The sequence below is a fragment of the Leptolyngbya sp. NK1-12 genome (genome assembly GCF_032598965.1).
Lineage (GTDB): Bacteria > Cyanobacteriota > Cyanobacteriia > Elainellales > Elainellaceae > Elainella.
This window is the reverse complement of sequence record NZ_CP053587.1, coordinates 1,394,906-1,411,306: the sequence shown is the minus strand read 5'-3', so window position 1 is coordinate 1,411,306 and position 16,401 is coordinate 1,394,906. Positions and strand designations below refer to the sequence as shown.

The window sequence follows — 16,401 nt, the reverse complement described above, 5'->3', positions numbered from 1 at the left end:
TTAGAAATACAGCTATCAGCTATTGACGGTTTGCAGTAGCCAGGTAGGACCTAGACAGCGGGGACCATCCGGCGTCCAAATTAGCTTATCTAAGCACATTTGTCGCTTTGTCTTCGATTGATTCCATGCATGGTAAACGATATATTCATCCTGATGATCGGGTGAAACCACGATTGAATTGTGCCCCGGTCCCAGTACCCGATTTGGGATTGAACGCAGCACTCGCGGACCGGATTTATTCCCAGCATCAGAGTAGTCACCCATCACCGTATCGGCTACTCCATAATCAACTCCATAGCTCTCGGTTTCCCAGCGCCCACCGCTGTAAAAGCAGTAGTAGCGACCGGCATGCTTCCGAACACAGGGGCCTTCTAGAGTATGCCAATCATAGATACCGCCGTACATGGAACGGCTTGCCAAAAAGCGCTGCCAGTCTGAGTGTGCTCGTAGCACAACCCTACTTTCTCCGGCAAGCTGGGTCATGCTGATCAATCGGTCTACCTTCAGGGCCGTACCAGCTCTGGCACCGGCTGCGGTGTCTAAAAAGTCACAGGCATAAAACAGGTACCATTGTCCATCGTCATCCCGAAACGGATGGGGATCAATCGCAAAAGGGGGATCAGTTTGTAGTAGCGGTGAACCGATGTCGTGATAGGGACCCAAGGGATGCTCACTGGTGGCTACCCGCAACTGATGCTGTTTGTCTTCCCAGCCCACCGAATAATACAGATAAAATATACCGTCGCAATAGGCAACTTCCGGTGCCCAAAAGCTATCTCCCAAGGCAGAATCGGGACGCACTAGTGCATAACCAGCAAACTGCCAGGTAACAAAATCTTCTGAATATAGCAGCGGGAAGACAGAAGCAACCGTTATTTTACCGACTTTATCGACCGACACAGCAACGGTTGTGTTCCTATTTTCCTTAACTCGTTGATCAACAGCTATATCTACCTGTCCTGCCGCTTCTGGCGCACCCGTACCGATGGCATAATAGGTGCCACCATGTTCCCAGGCAAAGGGATCAGCAAAGTAGCCCGCGTAGACCGGATTGGTGTAGGTGCGTCGTTTCGCCATTAATACTTGAAGTTAATATAGGTTTCAATCTGCTGAAAGGGCAACTGCTCCACGACCTGGCAGCGCAGTAGTTCTCTAGTCGGTTTCGGCAGGCAGCTGTAGTAATCGTGAGGCAGCGTCAGCTCTACTTTTGGCGTGTGCAGCCAGTGCATCGCATAGCCCATCACAATCATAGGCCGGGGCTGGTTGGTACGGTTGGGGGAGCCTCGATGCAAAGCCAGCGGGGAGCGAATCATCACATCTCCCGGCTGCAAGTAGAATGACTCGATCGGAATTTCTCCAGACTGAATTTTCGCAAGTCCAGCTTGCCGCGACAAAACATGAGTGCCTCGCGCCATCTGGAAGGGGCCATTCTCGGCTGTTACCTCCACAAGCGGAAAATTGACCGCCAAGGCATAGAGCGGCGTCACAATCTGGTCAGAAAACAACGGACGAAAATCCCGGTGGATCTCCTGATACTGAGATCCCTGCACCGGCACATCCGCTCCTAGCTGCACCAAGTGATATTCTTGAGCAAAAACCCGATCCAGCACTGCCAAAATCACCGGATTAGCAAACACAGCCGCATCAGCAAACGGAGCTACCCAGGGCAGCGTCAGATAATAGCGAGCCTGTTCCCGCGGAGCCAGACCACCAGGCTGCTGTTGCCGCTGCTGAAACAACTGCTCAAAGGCGGCAGCCCACCCTTGAATTAGCTTTTGATCCAACAGACCGCGCAGAATACAGATGCCATCTCGATTCAGGTCTGCGGCCAGTTGATCTAGATTATCGGTCGTGAAGTGAGCAGTAGGGATAGTTTGAACCATAGAACCATGTGTTTTTGTGGCGATAGGTGATTAGTTCTCTGGGTACCCCTGATGCTCTGTCTGCTCCCCAAGGCTGCGTACTCCCCAAAGACCAAGCCCCCCGACGAACCCGACAAGTCGTAGCCTCACAAAGTTATATAGCTTTTCCACTCTGGTAAGGTACGAGGGGTGGAAGGCTTCGCCCCCACACAGGGGCATGGCCCCTGCACCCCATTTTTTGTCCTTCATTAGCCTGGAAAAGGCTGTAAGCCGACGAAGTAATCAGGAATACCGTTTTCTATTATTCCGCTCGGTCGAGAGCAGACAGTTTACTTTTCGCCAAATTGTAAAAAAAGTTTGTTCTTTGTTTTTCTTTTGTCAATACTTAGACAGATATCAAAATATTGAGAGTTATTGTGTTAACAAACACATTACAGATTTACAAATTGAATTCTTTTTTACTTAGCTGCTGAAATTCACTCAAACCAACCTAATCCGAGCTAATTCGACCCAAATTGGCACTTGAACTGAAAAACAACGACTAAAAATTGGGTTGAAACGTAAATATTCTCCAAAATCCGGGGATACCATAGAGAAAGGAAGATAAAGCGATTTGTAATAAACCGCTTTATCTCCTAGCCTAAAGAGAATCCCCTTTCAAGAGACAGTAGAAATCTGATGAAAGCATTTGGCAAATGCCTTGAGGACGCCCAACCTTGCGTCATCTCAAACTCAGACACTTTGAACCTGCCTGACATGGCTTACCCGCGTCCGCAACTGCAGCGATCTAACTGGCTGTGCCTTAACGGTCCGTGGAAGTTTAGCTTTGACGATGCTGGAGACTACCGTCAACCAAGCGACATTGCAACCTGGACGCATATTATCGAGGTTCCGTTTGCGCCCGAATCTATCCAAAGTGGGATTTATGATACCGGCTTTCATCCCAACTGCTGGTACGAACGAGAATTTGAGCTGCCATCTATCGATGGCCAAGATGTCCCAACTGCTGTAGCATCGACTGGCAAACGGGTGCTGCTGCATTTCGGCGCGGTAGACTATTGCGCTCGGGTTTGGGTCAATGGCCAATTTGTGGCAGAGCACGAAGGCGGTCATACTCCTTTTAGTGCTGATATTACTGCCGTGCTGAATCCCGATGGCAAGCAGCGAGTTACGGTTTGGGCCGAGGATGATCCGTTTGATCTGGCCAAGCCTCGCGGCAAACAGGACTGGCAGTTACATCCCCATAGCATCTGGTATCCCCGCACGAGCGGCATCTGGCAAACGGTATGGGTCGAGCAAGTGCCAGCAACCTACATCGACTCGATTCGCTGGACGCCCCATTTTGAACGCTGGGAAATTGGCTTTGAAGCTTTTGTGACTGGGCAGCAGCAAGAGAATGTGCAAATCAAAGTCAAGCTCACGGCGGGCAAACAGTTGCTGGTCAATGACACCTACGAAGTGCTGAACGGAGAAATCCATCGCCGCATTGCCCTCTCCGATCCAGGCATTGACGATTACCGCAACGAACTGCTCTGGAGTCCAGAAAAACCGACGCTGATCCAGGCTGAGGTCCAGCTCTGGCAAAACAACCAGCTGCTAGATCAGGTGCAGTCCTACACCGCCATGCGCACCGTCAGCATCCATCGCGATCGGTTTATGCTCAATGGACAACCTTACTATTTACGGCTCGTACTCGACCAGGGCTATTGGCCAGAATCGCTAATGACACCTCCTTCCGGGGAAGCCTTGCAGCGGGATGTGGAGTTGGTGAAGCAAATGGGGTTCAACGGCGTCCGCAAACACCAAAAAGTAGAAGATCCTCGTTTCCTTTACTGGGCCGATGTGCTGGGGCTATTGGTATGGGAAGAAATGCCGAGCGCCTATCGGTTCACGCCCAAAGCCGTAGAACGAATGATGAAAGAGTGGGCTGAAGTGATCAAACGAGACGCTAGCCACCCCTGTATTGTGGTTTGGGTGCCATTTAACGAATCCTGGGGCGTTCCTGATCTGACCGCCACTCCTGCCCACCGCAACTATGTGCAAGCCCTTTACCACCTCACCAAAGCCCTCGATTCAACCCGCCCGGTAGTGGGCAACGACGGCTGGGAAAGTACAGCTACCGATATCCTTGCCATCCACGACTATGACAATAATCCGGTTCAGCTAATCAACCGCTATGGCCCAGAAGTAAAGTTGTCCGATTTGTTTGATCGCCAACGTCCAGGTGGGCGAGTATTAACCCTAGATGGCTACCCCCATCAAGGCCAGCCGATTATGCTAACCGAATTTGGCGGCATCGCCTATGGTAAACCAGACGATCACAGCATTTGGGGCTATGTGCGTTCTGCGGAAGTGTCTGAGCTGCAAACTCGCTACACCGCCCTTCTAACTGCCGTGAACCAAATCGAACTGTTTAGCGGTTTCTGCTACACCCAGTTAACCGACACATTCCAAGAAGCCAACGGTTTGCTCTATGCCGACCGCACCCCCAAATTCCCGCTTGAGGCAATTCGAGCTGCCACAATGGGCTGGAGCACATCACAACCCACCGTGTTAACAACCGTTCACCTGGAGGGGGCGTCAAACTCAATTCATACCCAGTTGCACTGTGGTAACCAGTGTCACTGAAGTTCAACATACCAGCCAAAACAAAGCTATACCTGAACTTGATTAAACTCAAACGCCAGGTATAGCTACTTCTAAAGCCCGTTGCGGAGCCAGATCAGCCAACTCAAAAACGCCCACGAGAACGGCCCGTTACCACCTCGCGTTCATGCTCGCGGATATCGGCAGGGGTAGGCGTCTTGAACCCAAAGTAGGCAGCAATGGCAGCAGTCAGGGCATGTAGCCAGACATTATGACCAAAGATGGGAATCAAGCCAAAAACTGTATTCAGTACCGGCAACAGTCCCATCACAGCTAAAATGCCATAGAAAATGGCCAAACCGCGTGAGTAGGTGCGAGCCTGGATATAGCTGCGGTAGGCAAATAATCCCCAGGCACCAACGGCCAGATGAACTATATTGTGGAGGACATTAATCGGAAATAGGTTGAGCAGGTAGCCGTACCCTTCATTTAGAACCACTTCAGGTCCACCTGTGCCCGGCGTGGCAACCATGCCCGGAACGAATCCAAAGATACCAATCAGAAGATAGATAATACCGCTAATTAAAGCGAAATAGCGTGCTCCCATAGTCATGCTCCGTTGTAATTGATCGTCAAAGCTAAAATTGCTAAAGCTAAAAGTTAGAACTAAAAACAGTAGGATTTATACCGGCGTGATTCCTGGCACCTACCTCCACCAAGGCCAATTTCTGAAGATGTAGAGGGGTAATTCTTGGTAATTTTTACTTGAGGAATTTGTATAACGCTATTGAGAATCTAGATCAGCCTTTAGCTGCTTTTAGTCTGCGCTAAAACCGAGAAAAAATTAGTCTGCCCAAGGTGGGAATTTTTAGAACTGCTCCATCAATCAAACCAAACTAAATCAGATTCAGCCATGATTGAAATAGCCTAGAAGCCAAAATGGTACCTATTCAACCTTGCAGAAACCAAGCATGTATTTTCAAATCCTGCCTAAACCCGATGGCCGCACCCTAACGCTCTATAGCCGTTCCCCCATTGCGAGTGGCATTATTGCGCCCAGCCCCAGTGACGAACCCGTGACCGCCAATCCCCACCTGCGCTGGCATCCGCTGCGAGGCGAATGGGTGGCCTATGCTAGTCACCGACAAGGGCGAACCTTCATGCCTCCGCCCGAATACAATCCCCTCGCGCCCACCATTGACCCCAAATTCCCCACCGAACTACCCCAGGGAGAGTACGACATTGCCGTGTTCGACAACCGCTTTCCCTCGTTGACGCTGGCTGCCCATGATCCACCCGCCAGCATTGTACCCACCTTACCCGCTCAAGGCATTTGCGAAGTGGTTGTGTTTACCCAAGACCCTCAATCCTACCTGAGCCTGCTGCCGTTAGATCATCTGGAACTGCTGTTAGAAGTTTGGGCTGACCGAACGCAGGTGATTGGCCGTCATGCTGAGATTCAATATGTCTTACCATTTGAAAACAAAGGTGTCGAGGTAGGAGTAACACTACACCATCCCCACGGTCAAATTTACGCCTATCCGTTTGTGCCGCCTGTACCGGCGCGGATGCAGCAATGTCAACAAGAATATTATCGAAAACATCAACGAGGACTATTGCAGGATTTAATTCAGAAAGAGGTTGAGGACAATCAGCGCATTCTCTATCAGGACGAAACTGCCATTGCCTTTGTGCCAAGCTGTGCCCGCTATCCCTACGAGGTTTGGCTGGCCCCCATTGACCCAGTTGCCACCCTGAGTGATGTATCTCCTCAACAGCGGCAGGGCTTAGCCAAAGCGCTGAAAACCATAACGCTGAAGTATGACGGCCTCTGGAATCGCCCCTTTCCCTACCTGATGGCCTGGTTCCAAGCCCCAACCCAGGGTTCCCATCCAGAATGGCACCTACATGCGGAATTCTATCCACCCTATCGCACCCAAAACCGGCTCAAGTATCTGGCGGGTACCGAGCTGGCTGCGGGTATGTTTGCTAACGATGCGCTGCCTGAGGAAAAGGCAAAGGAACTTCAGGCGGTGATAGTGACGCTATAGCCAATAGAAAACTATTGCACCCAATCCCTCTAGGCCAGCACAGGAAAATCATTGCGATTTTAGCTGAGTGACACTGTAGCTTATGTTGATTCAGGAATCCGCTGTCGAATACAGGTGTAATGGTAAGTCTCCTCCAAGTTGATCGGTAGATACAGCCCTCCTTTGAGATAGAGAGGCAGAATGGGAAGCGGGCTGCCAACCCTGAGAGCTTCTTGCCAAATATCTAGATGCGGCGACTCGCTCGTTTCTGCAACTCGGTAGGCAATCGCATACAGATCAGCGTCCATTGGTTCAATCGGCATTTCCAATCGTTTCATCAACTCGTTGTGCAAATTTGCGGATAGCGTTGTCACCACATCTACAATAATCAGTCCAATTCCTTGCTGCAGATAGGTTTGGCATTTGGAGGTAAAGGCATCTCGATGAGCCGGACGATCTTTATTCGCAGGGCTGATCAACTCAATTGCACCCACCAACGTTGGTCCTTCTTGAAAACTCAAGACTTGTACTTCAACGATGTCTGTATTCAATTGGAAGGGTAGCGTTACTGTTGGCGATTCAGGCGTCCACTGCGGATATTCTTCAGTCCAGCGAGGTGGAGTACCAGATCCCACTTCAGTGTATGTAGCCACATCAATTTCAATCCCAAATTGAGCGTTGGGTTCCGCAAAGTATCCCTCTGGCAATCGCTGATTCAAGTCATCTGCCAGATAGGTTGACCAGGCATTGTGGAAGCTGTGCCAATGTCGTCGGGTACTGAGAGGAGGGCGAAAGTGATCAAGAAGTGACATAGAAGTTGATCAAGAACCTTGCTTAACCCCGATCCAAATTTCCGCTTGCTGAGGATAGTGCTCATATTGCCTCAGCAGTAGCACCTAAAAAAACAACGCCCCCACATGAGAACGTTTTGAAAAGCTATCAGTCCCGTTGCCAGGATTCATAATTGAATCACCATACCAATATGGAGATCATTATGACCCAAAACCTGCACCAGAACAATCTCTCCCCTTATCTTGTGGCAATTGCTACGACTTTGAAAACTCAGATGGGTATCAATGATGCTCCATATTTCAAAGGTATGAGTGATGGTGCTCTCATGGGGTGGATCATGGAAACGATCCGACAAGCTCTCAGCATCTGATTTCTTTGGGTTTAGGGGCAACCTCTATGGTCTGGGTTGCCCTGTAATTGGTACATGCCTTCTCTAGAGTTTCCCTCAGTTGCTCAGCCAACCACTCCGGCTCAATGACCTTGGCACTGGCTCCGTATTGCAGCATTCGCTGACGGAACCAGAAGCAGGAATCTTCCTCGGTGACAACTTCAATGTAGTGATCTGCTTCGTGCTGTACTACCTGTTCGTGCGATCGCCGGGGTTCGTACTGTTTGAGAGCACCGAATAAGCGGTAGCGGATTTTTAGGGTTGGGAAGTGGCTATAGGTCCAGGGAATGAGATTATTGCTTTACTAGACTGAAAACCTCATGCCAATCGTAGTTACGATTCATCCTGAACACTATCATATAGACGATGCATCGCTTCAACCTTCTTCTGCATCCGCATCCGCAAACTCTGAGGTGAAAGAATGATGCAATCTTCCCAGTAACGCGAAATTTCTCGCAACAACCAGAATGTACTGGATACTCGCCGCACCACTCGCCGCACCTGGGGACTGTCTGTTAACCATTCATTGACCTCGTCCTGGTTTGTTTTGCTACGATAGGCGAAAGCCAGTCCACGAAACAGGTGCATCTCGACAAGAATCGTCGCCAGTCCGCCATGCCATTGGCCTGACACAGGCGCAACAGAGGCATCGGTAATTCGGTCGAGCCGCAGACACCGGTTGTGCGCTAGTTCGGGTAAATCCTGATTTCCGGTCGTTTCGTCACACCAGCAGTCGAGGTACTGCCGGTCTTCGTGGGTTGTCAGTTCAGCATAGCGAATTGTAAACTGCCAGACCTGCTCGGCTGCATCTTGATAGGACAACTGAAAGGGCTGACTCTGGCGGATATAGTGCTCAATTGCCAGCCGCCAGGGTTGCACAGGGTGTGCGACAAATTGATCTAGCTCAGCGCGCAGGGGCAGGGCAATTTCACTCCGCTCCAGCAACAATTGGGCAACAACCATCGAAGCTTCAATGTTTCCGGCATCAACGAGCGCAATACGGGCCTGGTTAAGCGCGTTGATGCGGTCGGCTGTCCAATCGTAGTTGGCTCTAATCAGCAGTTTGCGGCGGGCAATGGCTTCGACCAGCTTGGAAATATTGGGGCGGTCGCCCCAGGTAATTCCTAGCTCCAGGGCCAGGTTTTCAAGTTGGACCTTGTCTCGCTCAGAAATGGCAAGTGTAATTGATTGTCCTCGGCGACCCATAACTACCTCAGTGTACGTACATTTTGTACTTGCACATTTCCATCATGCATGACAGTATAGGTGTATTGCAAGCCGTTGCGTACACACTATGGCTTACCCCATTACGCTCCACCCTGTTTATTCTTGTCCTGCTGAGGCTTGTTTTGATATTCAGCTACCCGCAGGCTGGTCCTTAGTTTGGCATCAGATTGAGACACTTACGGCATTACGTGATCCGGATGTGGATGTTGTATTTAACACAGCAATGACCGGAGACGGTAAAAGCTTGGCAGCACAACTCTCTGTGCTTCAGGGAGACTGCACTGCAATCGCGCTTTATCCCACAAATGAATTAGCACGAGATCAGGAAAGCCAAACCCAGCGATATATTGATTTGTTTGAACCTCAGAATGAACCGCGAGTGGTACGCTTAAGTGGCGCAACGCTAGAAACCTATGCTGAAAATGAAGAACTGAGAAAGTCTGCTGCAATTTCAACACACAGCGGCCAAGCAGAGTTACTGCTGACCAATCCTGATATTTTTCACTATCTACATCGCGGTGCCTATCTAATTCCAGGCGATAGCCCTGATAAGCTGTGGGGCCGAATTGATAAAGATTTTGATCTATTTATTTTTGACGAGTTTCATGTATTCGCAGCTCCACAAATTTCAAGTGTAATCAATACAATGCTGTTGATTCGCAGCACGAATCGCCGCAAAAAATTTCTGTTTCTTTCTGCAACACCTGATGAAGCACTTATGCAACGGCTTCGACAGGCAGGCTTTCGCTGTCGAGTGATCAATCCCATTGAGCAAGGCAAATATCAGTTCCCAGTTACGCCAGAGCAACAGGAACAGCTTGTTGCAGCTAACTGGCGGCGAGTAGCAGGCTCTATTCAACTCAATTTTGTGCCGATCGAATCTTCAGCAAAAGCCTCTGAAACCTGGCTGAAGCAAAATGTTGATCTAATTCTGGAGCAGTTTCAAACGCATCCCAGCAGCAAAGGGGCAATTATTCTCAATTCAATTGCTGCTATCAAACGCTTGCTGCCTTTTTTCCAGGCTGCTCTACAACCGCATGGCTTGGTTGTTGGCGAAAATACTGGGCTTTCTGGACAGCAAACCCGTGCAGCATCACTAGCAGCAGATTTGGTTCTAGGAACTAGCACGATTGATGTCGGGGTTGACTTTAAAATTAACTTTCTGATTTTTGAATCTGCTGATGCTGGCAATTTTATTCAGCGTCTAGGGCGCTTAGGGCGGCATGAAGGCTATGATCAGGCCGGAGAGTTTGTGCAATTTGATGGCTTTGTTGCCTATGCACTGGTACCCAACTTTTTTGTAGAGCGGCTGTTTGCTGGAGATACACCGCCGCTCACGCCGGATGGCGTTTACGATCGACCCTTTCTGCACAGTACGATTTGGGAGAAATATCGCTCGATCAACAGCTTTCAGGGCTACTACAGACGGTGGGGAGCCTTCCAGTCGCTGTCTCTGGGGCGCAAACTGTCTCATAAGACCATTCAGCAGCAGTATGCGGGTAGCTTAGCTGCCTTCAAACAACAGGCTGAACAGGTTTTCGACTGCAAGTTCAACGAACTAAACAGTCGGGTCAGAGACTGGGAACGGGAGTGGCAGCAGCTCTCTGGTCAGACCAAAGGCAATCCCATTTATGAAGATGCCCAGAGCTTTCGAGGATCGAGTCCATTGCAGTGCGGTTTGTATGATCTGAGTGAACCCAATGTCGCTGATCGCTTCAAAACCTATGACCTATCAGGCATTCTCAGCAACTTAGAAATTGAATCCTGGACAGAAGCGGCGTTTATGCGGACATTGAATGAGACAGCTCAGCAGATTGGTCAACCCATTCCCAAGGGCCGCTTTGCTCACTGTCTCGCCTTCTTTAAGCTGCTGGGCTACCGGGAAGAGCGCTTGGACTGGAAGTTTACCTACGGCAGCGGTTTGTCATCAGTAGCAGCAGCTTGGCGGGTGCAGGTGCTAAAGGGAATTGAAATCTGGCAACCTAATAACCGCTGGGCAGTTGAGATTAACCGGCGGCTCTGCAAGCAAGCGTTAGTTTGCTATGTGGTTCCCCACCCCGTTTCTGAGGTGCGATTTAAGCTACGCCTGCCGATGCATTTCCAGATTTACCCAATCAGCGACCCCTCCAGCTACCACGATCCAGTTGCGCCCTACTCTATTGCCTTCGAGCAGAGCGCGATGCTGCTGGACACGCTGGCCTATCAGTTGCGCCGTAGGCAGGGAGGTGAAGCAATCTTTCTTTAGGGTTTCAGTCCCGTAGCCGGGATTCAATCAGGCGGAGACTGAAAAGCTTGCACCATTAAGTGCAGACCTATTTGTTTCAGTCCCGTAACCGGGATTCAGTGAGTCACGCACTCCGCTTCCCGATATTCTATCAGTCATCTCGAAGTGCTGATGTATTTAACTGGTCAAATAAGTCTGAACTAACTGCTTGCTAATTGCTGTCGCTTGAGTTAGGTTGGTTTTGTCAAACTACATAGTTCTTTTGAACTACATAATTTTCTGTAAGGAGGAATTTAATGAGAAGTCTGAAGAAAACCAAAGTAGATTTGTTGCTGGAGGTTCTTGCTGATGGCGATTGGCACTGGGGTGATGAATTGGCCAAGAAAGTAGGATGGCGGTTCGGGGCTACCATCAAACAAGCGCGAGACAAACGCTATTCGATCGAAACCGAACGCGATGGCATGAAACACCACTATCGGTTGCTTAGATTTTAATCGGAGTTACTGTTTTCAGAGCAGATTCTGCGAAGAGCAAAATCTGCTTTACCGAGGGAAGCTTTCAATAGCTTGCAGCGTTAAGTCCAGGCGTAAGTAGTCTCAACCCCCAAAGCTGTCTATTTAGCAAGGCTGGTTAAGTCACTGGAAAAACTGAATCTTAGAACTGTAATTGTAAGGCGGCTTCCCTCTTTTCTGAAACTACAGAGAACAATTGAGTAACTGAACATGACCAAGACACGTTTTAACCAGGGACATAGCAGATGAACCAACACAATCCCTTAGAACGCATCACAAACGCTCCCAATCTGCCCCATGCCAAGCTAAGGATTCGGAATCACCGACTCTCTGTCGAACAAATTTTAGGTAGCCTTGCTGCTGGAGAAACAATCGAGTCGCTGCTAGAAAAATATCCAGAGCTGGAAGCGGCTGACATCCAAGCCTGTTTGCTGTATGCTCAGAACCTCGTGCTGCAAGCGGAGCAACATCTGACAGTCAAGCAGCCCCAATCCCTACCTGATCTGAAAACAGCAATTCCTCAAATTCTGGAACAGGTGCCCTATTTAAAGCTGCTGGTGCTGTTTGGTTCTAGAGCCAGAGGGGATCATCGCTCAGGCAGCGATTGGGATTTTGCATTTCTCTGTGATGAAACACTGCGACAGCACTATGAATCTGGAGGCTTGGATGCATTTCGAATCTGGGGAGTTCTTCAACAAACGTACCATCTGTTAGATAACCAAATTGATTGCATCGATCTCCAGTTTTGCTCTCCTACTTTGGCCTATGCTGTGGCACGAGATGGAATTCTGCTCTATGAGCAACAGTCGGGTGAGTTCACCCAGTTTCGCCGTAGAGCCTGGAAAACCTATGCTGACACCGCGAAATTTCGCAAACTGCGTAAACGCAGCATTGAGTTGGGGTTGCAAAAACTTTCGGTATGAATAGAACCAAATATCAAAGCATTGAGTCCAAAATTCAGCTCATCCTCAAATGCCTGACTCGACTACAACAATTTAGCCAGATCTCACTAGAAAACTATCTGGAAGATTTCGATCAACAGTTAATTGCAGAGAGACTCTTGCAGGTTGTGGTTGAAGCAGCCTCAGACATTAATTCAGATTTATTAGTTGAGCTATATCAAGATACACCTGAAACCTATTTTGACTCATTCATCAAAGCAGGCAGACGTGGAGTGATCAATTTAGCATTAGCAGAACAACTTGCACAGGCTGCTGGAATGCGAAATCGATTGGTACATCAATACGATGAAATTGATCATCGCATCGTTTTTGCAGCCATCCCGATGGCTGTAAATCAGTTTTCTCAATATGTTCAGGCAATTAACCTCTACTTGAATCGTTTGGATGAATCCCGTGAACCAGGAACCTGATCAACTATCTATCTTGTCATCGTTAGATGGAACATCAACGTTAGAAAGCGACTGGCTAGAGGACGATACTGACTTAGAAGCAGTCGCCAATCGAACGATTGAACCTGCCCAGCGCGAATTACTAACACTCAAACTCTTGCGAGCTGCTATTCAGGCGCAAAATCCTGATGACGCTGTGATGAATGATTTTGCGAACTATGTATTACCCAACTTGCTGGAGATCGCGATTGGGGTAACGGCAAAGGGCGGCAATTTTTTTGATGAACTTGATCGTCAGCGAACCGCAGCAGACCAGGCCAAAGTCCGGCGCGATAATGCTGCTGATCAATCTTTAAATACACATTTATTAAATGGTCTATTTCCAGCAAATCTGGTTGAGCAGCGGCTGGAAAGACTGAACACAACAATCAGACGGGTTGTGCGGGAACGGGAACGCAGGCTAGTGATTGCGGGTTTTATTTTGCATGACTTCGAGAAATTTCCAGATGTACCCAATGACTGTCGCAAACTAACCGTAGAGGAGCATCGTCAAATCATTCAGCAGAAAGTGCAGCAGCTCGGGCTGGATTACCTGATCAGCCCAAAAACCCCAAGCGCTTACACAGAATATATTGATGATCTGCTCTGCATTGCATACAACGCTCAGCGTCGTTGGGATACAAACTGGAACTTTTCTGAATACGGGTTAAATCCAAGTTTGAATGATCGAACGTTGCGAAATCTATCAAATCTGACCTGCCTTGCAGATTCTTTTGCTTCAATTGTCAAACATCCGCAGGATGCGGAGCACACCCGCCTCAAAGAGCTAATTCATGAACTCAGCGATGGTCAGCTCCGATTTACCTATCACAGCATTGCCGAAAACCAGGGTGTTCTCACCAACATAGTGAACAATGCAGTGATGGAAGCTCATACACAACTGAATACAGAGGACTGCATCTACTATGAACCACTGCTGTATTTACCTACAGGCGTTATTTACCTGGCAGATCGAAATGCGCCACCCATTGATCCAGGTGGGTTGCCGAATCGGGTCGTTGCTAAAATCAAGCAACTCTGTTTTGAGCAGTTGAAGCTCAGACAAACAGGTTTTGGTCGGGACGGTAAAGGCATGAAATATGCTGACTACTATCGGCTATTTTGTGACGATCGCGGCTTGATGGAAATTGCTCTGAACGCTACCTTGCGGATTCTCTCTTCGAATAAATCCTCAGTTGCACCCAACCGCAGTGCAAACCTCAAGAAATTTCAGCAAGTAGGAGCGCTCTCGGCTGACTCTGACTTTAGCCTGAAAGACGATATTCGAATTGACCAACTGGCTGAGTTCGGAGATGTGATCAGTCGTAAAATTTGGGGTAATCGAGTAGAGCAAATTGATCAGGTAGTCAAAGCAAGAGCGCAGGCTCGCAAAAAACAGAAAACATTGGCTGAATTGCCACCCGTCGAACTCACGCCCAGTAATTTGGTGCATCGAGTTGCTGAGTTTTTGGGCCTTGCAGCCTATTTACCTCAAATTCGAGAGATTCAGGCCATTAACACGACGCTGAAAGAGAACAAGCTACCCGGAAATACAGGCGGAGTTCCCTATGAATGGTACTTTCTTGCTACACGGTATCTGGACGGTTCAGGTATTGAAAATGTGCGAGAAGTCGGTGAAAAAATTATTGAGTATGTTGCAGATTTAATTAAACCAATTGTGGCTCAGTATCAATTGGTTGACGGTTGGGACGATCTGCGAGATTGGATACAGCGTGTGGTAATGCTGCCTACTGTTACTAAAACTCAATCGGCAACTGAGCAAGCCGAAATGTTCTTGAAAGAATTTGCTGGCTATAGTGCTGCTAAAAGAACAGGACGGGGCAAGCAGGCCATTTGCTCGATTTCGCACTCTGCCTACAGCGTTAAAGAGCAGATGGAAGCAGAAGTGCTGTTTACACCGCAGGTTTACACTAACAAGCAAATGTTGGGTGGCTCCAACGCCAAACGCAGTATCTCTAGCATTGCAGGTCTGGAGATTATGCTGCGGCAGATTTTGATGAATCAAACCCAAGCCACTGGCAAACGGTTTGAGGACGGCAAATATCGGTATCTCTACTTTTATCCCACTTACTATTTCACGCCTGAAACCAACAAATTTTTACAGAAAGCCTATCGCAGTATTGCTCAAACGCGGTTTGATACCAGCCTGCGAAACCATTTTATTTCTAAAGATTTGCAGGCTGATTTCAGTCAATTTCAGTATCAAACGGTCGATGCCTTTTTGATGGACGAAGACCTAGAACAGCGCATGGCGCTACCTGAAACCGATCCGAACTATCGACGTGACCGCAGCTTTAAGTTGTCCTATCCAGATGACCAGCCGCTGACGTTTTACTTTATGGCACTGCCGCCGGGGAAAGACCCTACTGACACAGAGTCCTGGGTGATGCCTACTTGGTTGGCCTTTGCGTTTCCGCTGATTCTGGATGTCAAAATGGTTGTATCTGAATCGCCGATTCCACCTTTCAATGATGGTGCTGAGTTTGAGGAAAGTGTATTTCTCGACAGTGCTCCTCAAGCATTTCGGATGCTCTGTGGTCAGGAGCGATTTCGACTAGATGCAATTTTGCAAGGCTGGCGAACGGCAGATGGAACTCAGCGTTCCGCACCCTTAAATAGACTCACAGCCGCCTATGCCATTCATTTAGACGTGAATGCCAAGCAGGGCAAAGGTGGGTACGACCCGAACTGGAGCAAGCTGACTGAGCTAGCCAGGGACTTTGAAACCAGCCCACTTTACGTATTTAACTATCTGAATCGCTGGGTGCGAAAGCAAGAAAGCGAAACGGCTCGTATTGAGAAGATTCGTCTCTATACTTATCACTTCTATCCTTGTTTCGATCCGCAAGTTAACTTTGATTCATCTCTGGAGCAGCTTATTGTGCAAGAATCATCCCCAATCAATCATCCTCAAAAGCTCACTGATTTATACCGTCAGTTTTATCGGGCTGGTAAACGCTATAATCCAAAAGCGAATGCTGTACTCAAGCCGATTGATGTTGCTGCCGAAGTCATCCTCAAAGCTGAATCGAGCGTGTTTTACGGCGAAACCCTGGTCATGGCAGTTGCTTCTGAGGTATTTAAGCTCATGGATCGGGTGCGAGCTTCACGAGCTGAGGGCTTTGCAGTCATTTCAGATCGAGAAGCTGAGCGACAGGCAATTCTGGCGTTTGCCCGCTATTTTGTAGAAAACCTGTTTGAGCAAGCCTTTGCAGGCGACCGGGCCAGACTAGCTGGACGGCAGCTTAATCTAATTCGAGATACCTGTGAATTCCTGTATCGACTAGCACAGGATAAGGAGAATCAAGAGTTAGCCGCGAAAGGAGAACCAGTTCAACCTGAAGAAGATGATGGCTAAACTCAGTTAAC

General features: G+C 48.7%; 14 protein-coding genes. 8 read left to right on the top strand and 6 right to left on the bottom strand.

What is annotated here, in order from left to right; translation table 11 throughout:
- Positions 1 to 15: 15 nt before the first annotated feature.
- The gene (locus HJG54_RS33860; RefSeq protein ID WP_316436327.1) at positions 16 to 1,077 is read right to left on the bottom strand and encodes a glycoside hydrolase family 43 protein; all 1,062 of its coding nucleotides are present in this window, start codon (positions 1,075 to 1,077) and stop codon (positions 16 to 18) included.
- Positions 1,077 to 1,883, bottom strand: a complete 807-nt coding sequence (locus HJG54_RS33855) for a phytanoyl-CoA dioxygenase family protein (RefSeq protein ID WP_316436326.1) — start codon at positions 1,881 to 1,883, stop codon at positions 1,077 to 1,079. The genes HJG54_RS33860 and HJG54_RS33855 overlap by 1 nt, the downstream gene beginning before the upstream one ends.
- A 735-nt stretch (positions 1,884 to 2,618) precedes the next feature.
- Here HJG54_RS33855 and HJG54_RS33850 point away from each other — a divergent pair.
- Positions 2,619 to 4,490 (top strand): glycoside hydrolase family 2 TIM barrel-domain containing protein, encoded by a 1,872-nt coding sequence (locus HJG54_RS33850; protein WP_316436325.1) that lies wholly within the window; start codon positions 2,619 to 2,621, stop codon positions 4,488 to 4,490.
- A 103-nt stretch (positions 4,491 to 4,593) separates the two neighbouring features.
- On the opposite strand, the gene HJG54_RS33845 is transcribed toward HJG54_RS33850, so the two are convergent.
- Positions 4,594 to 5,055, bottom strand: coding sequence for a DUF4383 domain-containing protein (locus tag HJG54_RS33845; RefSeq protein WP_316436324.1), 462 nt, complete (start codon positions 5,053 to 5,055; stop codon positions 4,594 to 4,596).
- Between the two features lie 364 nt (positions 5,056 to 5,419).
- Between HJG54_RS33845 and galT the strand changes: the two genes are divergently transcribed.
- Complete coding sequence (galT, locus tag HJG54_RS33840) at positions 5,420 to 6,499, top strand: galactose-1-phosphate uridylyltransferase (protein WP_316436323.1); 1,080 nt, start codon at positions 5,420 to 5,422, stop codon at positions 6,497 to 6,499.
- A gap of 80 nt (positions 6,500 to 6,579) precedes the next feature.
- Here the strand turns inward: galT and HJG54_RS33835 are convergent, their stop codons facing one another.
- Complete coding sequence (locus tag HJG54_RS33835) at positions 6,580 to 7,290, bottom strand: DUF4058 family protein (protein WP_316436322.1); 711 nt, start codon at positions 7,288 to 7,290, stop codon at positions 6,580 to 6,582.
- A 182-nt stretch (positions 7,291 to 7,472) separates the two neighbouring features.
- Here HJG54_RS33835 and HJG54_RS33830 point away from each other — a divergent pair, with 182 nt between their 5' ends.
- Positions 7,473 to 7,640 (top strand): hypothetical protein, encoded by a 168-nt coding sequence (locus HJG54_RS33830; protein WP_316436321.1) that lies wholly within the window; start codon positions 7,473 to 7,475, stop codon positions 7,638 to 7,640.
- On the opposite strand, the gene HJG54_RS35690 is transcribed toward HJG54_RS33830, so the two are convergent.
- Together HJG54_RS35690 and HJG54_RS33820 are read right to left on the bottom strand one after the other, a co-directional pair.
- Complete coding sequence (locus HJG54_RS35690; RefSeq protein ID WP_420717438.1) at positions 7,630 to 7,911, bottom strand: WYL domain-containing protein; 282 nt, start codon at positions 7,909 to 7,911, stop codon at positions 7,630 to 7,632. The two genes, HJG54_RS33830 and HJG54_RS35690, sit on opposite strands and share 11 nt — an antisense overlap.
- 80 nt (positions 7,912 to 7,991) lie before the next feature.
- Entirely contained in the window at positions 7,992 to 8,864 is an 873-nt protein-coding gene (locus HJG54_RS33820) for a WYL domain-containing protein (RefSeq protein WP_316436318.1), read from the bottom strand.
- 88 nt (positions 8,865 to 8,952) lie between these two features.
- Here HJG54_RS33820 and cas3 point away from each other — a divergent pair, with 88 nt between their 5' ends.
- From cas3 to cas10d, 5 genes are all read left to right on the top strand, one after another.
- Positions 8,953 to 11,130, top strand: a complete 2,178-nt coding sequence (gene cas3, locus HJG54_RS33815) for a type I-D CRISPR-associated helicase Cas3' (RefSeq protein ID WP_316436317.1) — start codon at positions 8,953 to 8,955, stop codon at positions 11,128 to 11,130.
- A gap of 275 nt (positions 11,131 to 11,405) precedes the next feature.
- Complete coding sequence (locus HJG54_RS33810) at positions 11,406 to 11,603, top strand: hypothetical protein (protein WP_316436316.1); 198 nt, start codon at positions 11,406 to 11,408, stop codon at positions 11,601 to 11,603.
- A gap of 263 nt (positions 11,604 to 11,866) precedes the next feature.
- A complete protein-coding gene (gene mntA, locus HJG54_RS33805; protein ID WP_316436315.1) occupies positions 11,867 to 12,544 on the top strand; it encodes a type VII toxin-antitoxin system MntA family adenylyltransferase antitoxin in 678 nt (225 codons plus the stop codon).
- The gene (gene hepT, locus HJG54_RS33800) at positions 12,541 to 12,993 is read left to right on the top strand and encodes a type VII toxin-antitoxin system HepT family RNase toxin (RefSeq protein ID WP_316436314.1); all 453 of its coding nucleotides are present in this window, start codon (positions 12,541 to 12,543) and stop codon (positions 12,991 to 12,993) included. The genes mntA and hepT overlap by 4 nt, the downstream gene beginning before the upstream one ends.
- Positions 12,977 to 16,390 (top strand): type I-D CRISPR-associated protein Cas10d/Csc3, encoded by a 3,414-nt coding sequence (gene cas10d, locus HJG54_RS33795; protein ID WP_316436313.1) that lies wholly within the window; start codon positions 12,977 to 12,979, stop codon positions 16,388 to 16,390. The genes hepT and cas10d overlap by 17 nt, the downstream gene beginning before the upstream one ends.
- Positions 16,391 to 16,401: the final 11 nt, after the last annotated feature.

Bases quoted from the DNA above. Each gene is read 5' to 3' on its own strand.
- HJG54_RS33855 (WP_316436326.1), bottom strand. From the start codon at position 1,883: ATGGTTCAAACTATCCCTACTGCTCACTTCACGACCGATAATCTAGAT.
- HJG54_RS33820 (WP_316436318.1), bottom strand. From the start codon at position 8,864: ATGGGTCGCCGAGGACAATCAATTACACTTGCCATTTCTGAGCGAGAC.
- HJG54_RS33810 (WP_316436316.1), top strand. From the start codon at position 11,406: ATGAGAAGTCTGAAGAAAACCAAAGTAGATTTGTTGCTGGAGGTTCTT.
- mntA (WP_316436315.1), top strand. From the start codon at position 11,867: ATGAACCAACACAATCCCTTAGAACGCATCACAAACGCTCCCAATCTG.
- HJG54_RS33860 (WP_316436327.1), bottom strand. From the start codon at position 1,077: ATGGCGAAACGACGCACCTACACCAATCCGGTCTACGCGGGCTACTTT.
- cas3 (WP_316436317.1), top strand. From the start codon at position 8,953: ATGGCTTACCCCATTACGCTCCACCCTGTTTATTCTTGTCCTGCTGAG.
- HJG54_RS33830 (WP_316436321.1), top strand. From the start codon at position 7,473: ATGACCCAAAACCTGCACCAGAACAATCTCTCCCCTTATCTTGTGGCA.
- HJG54_RS33850 (WP_316436325.1), top strand. From the start codon at position 2,619: ATGGCTTACCCGCGTCCGCAACTGCAGCGATCTAACTGGCTGTGCCTT.
- HJG54_RS33835 (WP_316436322.1), bottom strand. From the start codon at position 7,290: ATGTCACTTCTTGATCACTTTCGCCCTCCTCTCAGTACCCGACGACAT.
- hepT (WP_316436314.1), top strand. From the start codon at position 12,541: ATGAATAGAACCAAATATCAAAGCATTGAGTCCAAAATTCAGCTCATC.
- galT (WP_316436323.1), top strand. From the start codon at position 5,420: ATGTATTTTCAAATCCTGCCTAAACCCGATGGCCGCACCCTAACGCTC.
- HJG54_RS33845 (WP_316436324.1), bottom strand. From the start codon at position 5,055: ATGGGAGCACGCTATTTCGCTTTAATTAGCGGTATTATCTATCTTCTG.